The sequence below is a fragment of the Fundidesulfovibrio sp. genome, assembly GCF_058402725.1.
On the sequence record NZ_JBZVFJ010000306.1, the window covers coordinates 1 to 1961 of the forward strand.

At 64.3% G+C, this 1961-nt stretch carries 1 protein-coding gene; it reads left to right on the top strand.

Going from position 1 to position 1961, the window contains the following annotated elements; all coding sequences use genetic code 11:
* Positions 1-499: 499 nt before the first annotated feature.
* Positions 500-1961 (top strand): HAMP domain-containing methyl-accepting chemotaxis protein (locus tag ACV4UX_RS19025; RefSeq protein WP_491594850.1); only part of this gene is annotated, 1462 nt, incomplete at its 3' end.

Here is a 1961-nt window from a genome sequence, read left to right on the forward strand (position 1 = left end):
ATGGGGGACGTGCCCGGCCGCGAGCTGTGGACCTTCGACCCCGACGTGGTGCTGGGCCCTTGCCTCCTCGGGGGCGAACGCTTCGGTCCCTGGTGGGAGGGCCTCTGGCGCTCCCTGGCCGGGGCCTGAGCGGTCTCCCGGGGGAGGAGCGCACGGTCGCCGTGGCGCGCTCTCTCCCGGCGCGGTGCCGCATCCTGCGGTCAGCCCCGGCGAAAGGCCATGACAACATCCCGCGACCAAAGGTTATCCTGCGGGTTGCAGGGGCCTGTATTTCCCTTTCGCTGCTTGAGCCCGCGGTCGGCCGCTTGTGCGGCGATTGTTTTCAGCAGGTTGCCCACCGGGAAGTCCGGATTGTACCCCGGCAGACATATTTTCGAGACGAAGCGACGCTTTTGCGCTTTCGCTGGACCTGTACGGGGCTTTTGGATATCAGTAAGGTCCGCAATCAATGCCAATAATTAAGAATCATTCGTAAGAACTCTTCCCAGAGGGAGCCAGCATGCGCAACTTGAAGCTCGGAATGAAGATCGGCCTGGGATTCGGCGTGCTCATCCTCATCGCGGCCCTGCTGGGCGGCATGGCCATGGTGAACATGATGGGCGTGGGCAAGCAGGCGGACCGGCTGGCCCAGGAGATCGCGCCCGAAGTGGCCGTGGCCAACAACGTGGAGCGCAACGCCCTTCAGACCATGCTCGCCATGCGCAGCTACGCGCTTTCGGGCATTGACTCCTATTGGGATGAGGCGGTGAAGGCCATCGCGGATACGGAGAAATCCCTGGTCCAGGCCAAGGATTTGGCTCAGAAGTATCCCGGGCTCGTGAAGCTCAAGGAAAACGCGGATGCCGCCTCTGCCGCGCTGGCCGACTACAAGAAGCTCGGGCAGCAGTCCCGCGACACCGACAAGGCCATGGACGCCACCCTGGCGACCATGACCCAGGCCGCCGAAACCTTCCTCAAAAACGCCTCGGACTACCGCGAAAGCCAGCAAAAAGTCTTGGCCGAACTGCTCTCCCAGCCGAACGCGGACTCCGCCAAAGTCAAGGACCGCACCGACAAAGTCGACATGGCCGGGGACATCATCGAGGTCATCTTCGACCTGCGCATGACCACCCTGCGCGGCATGTTCTTTCGCGACGTGAAGACCATCCAGAATTCCATGAAGCTTTTCGACGCCATCGCCTCCAAGGAGCAGGCCATCCGCGCCATCACCCGGCAGGAAGTGAACCTGCGCCAGCTGGCGGAGATGCGCCGCGCCGCGGATGCCTACAAGGAGGGCATCCAGAACTACCTGAAGCTGTGGCAGGTCATGGACGACCTGGGCAAGAAGCGCAACGAGACCGCCGCCATCGTCACCAAGGCCGCCGAGACCACCTCCCTCTACGGCGTGAAAGCCACCGAGGAGACCACCAAGGAGGCCTCCCACAGCCTCGCCAACGCCACCACCGTCATGGCCGTGGGCCTCGTGGCGGCCCTCATCCTGGGCGTGATCACGGCCTTGCTCATCACCAGGGGCATCACCGGCCCGGTGATCAAGGGCGTGGCCTTCGCCCAGAAGATGTCCGAGGGCGACATGACCCTGGACCTCGACGTGAACCAGAAGGACGAGATCGGCCAGCTGGCCGACGCCCTGCGCGAGATGACCCGCAGGCTCAACGACGTGATGGCCGAGGTGGTGGAAGGGGCCAACAACGTGGCCTCGGGCTCGCAGGAGCTCTCGGCCACCTCCGAGTCGCTCTCCCAGGGCGCTTCGGAGCAGGCCGCCAGCGTGGAAGAGGTCTCCTCCTCCATGGAGCAGATGGCCTCCAACATCCAGCAGAACGCCGACAACGCCGTGCAGACCGAAGCCATGGCCCTCAAGGCCGCCAAGGACGCCGAAGAGGGCGGCCAGGCCGTGTCCCAGACCGTGGGGGCCATGAAGTCCATCGCCGAGAAGATCTCCATCATCGAGGAGATCGCCCGCC